The sequence below is a fragment of the Bartonella sp. AA23NXGY genome (genome assembly GCF_042197165.1).
Taxonomy (GTDB): Bacteria; Pseudomonadota; Alphaproteobacteria; order Rhizobiales; family Rhizobiaceae; genus Bartonella.
Window position 1 is genome coordinate 1 of record NZ_JBHIRO010000072.1, and the last position, 1,277, is coordinate 1,277.

Consider the following 1,277-nt stretch of genomic DNA (forward strand, 5'->3'; position numbering starts at 1 on the left):
AAACATGTCCATTTACGCACTACATTTTTATACTAAAAACCAAAAGTAAAATTTAAAATCACTTGGTATTCAATTAGGTAGGTATCAAAATGAAAAAAAGTGAAAAAAATAAAAAATACGTATTGACTTTAAGGAAAGGTTCGTTTAGAAAGGCGTCAAGTGTGTAGAAACACTTAGCGAATAGCGGATAGGTTACGATACAGCCTCTCCCATGCCTTTTAAAATACTGACTTTCTTTTATGCTATCATTGGCATATAACGATTTATGTCGGGTGTAGTGTGTTATACAATACCCTTTTTAGGGGAAAGCACACAGCGGACTATTCGCCGTGTTTCTAGCACCCGACGCCCTTATAGGGTGTCAATAGAAACCTTCTTACGAATAGGATTACTAGCATGAAAGCTACAGTTAAAAAGAGAAAACCATCCAAAAAATATGAATTGACTAATGAAATAGATCATATGACTGGTCTCACATTATACCGTATACGCGCCTTAAAAGATTTTGGAGATGTCAAGGCGGGGGATTTAGGTGGTTTTATAGAAAATGAAAGCAACCTATCGCATTATGGTACGTGCTGGGTATATGATAAAGCCCGCGTTTTTCAAAATGCCCGCGTTTCTGGGAATGCAAAAGTAAGAAGCTTTTTTGTAGACGTTTGTGGGAATGCAAAAATTTATGGGAATGCTATTTTTGAAGCTATTTTTATGGGAGGCAATGCGCGTCTTTATGGGAATGCTCATATTAAAGGTGCTGTTGTAATTGAAGGCAATGCAAAGATTTATGATAATGCCTATGTAACTGATCATGCTCATATTTCTGATGATGCCGTCATTTGTGATAATGCTCATGTTGGAGGCAATGCAAAAATAAGCGGTGCTGCTTATATTTGTGATGACGCGCGTGTTTTCGATGATGCCGTTGTATGTGGTGCTCTTATCTCAGGAGATTCTTATGTTCATAGCGCCGCTTCTTTAACAGCAGATGATCATATTTGGAATGAAGCATATCCCGAATTTGGTAGTGAAGATGATTATTATCGTCATGAGTATTATGATGATTTTGAAGACTATTATGATGCTGATCTTGAATCGGAAAATGATGACGATTTAGAATGTGAATTAGAATGTGAAAAAGAAGCTGCTTAATTAAACAATAGGGCGGTGCGGGGGCGCCTCCTTATAACCATTTCATTTAACAATTTGTTTGAATATTAGATTAGGGAGCTACCTATGACCACTAAAACTGTATCCAAAAAATATGAACTTACTAATGA

1 protein-coding gene is annotated in these 1,277 nt (G+C 36.6%); it reads left to right on the forward strand.

Annotated elements, in window-relative coordinates:
- Positions 1-396 precede the first annotated feature (396 nt).
- Complete coding sequence (locus ACFINY_RS09710; protein ID WP_375612654.1) at positions 397-1,149, forward strand: hypothetical protein; 753 nt, start codon at positions 397-399, stop codon at positions 1,147-1,149.
- Positions 1,150-1,277: the final 128 nt, after the last annotated feature.

Excerpts from the sequence above, each read along its gene's own strand:
- ACFINY_RS09710 (WP_375612654.1), top strand. The coding sequence starts at position 397 with ATGAAAGCTACAGTTAAAAAGAGAAAACCATCCAAAAAATATGAATTG.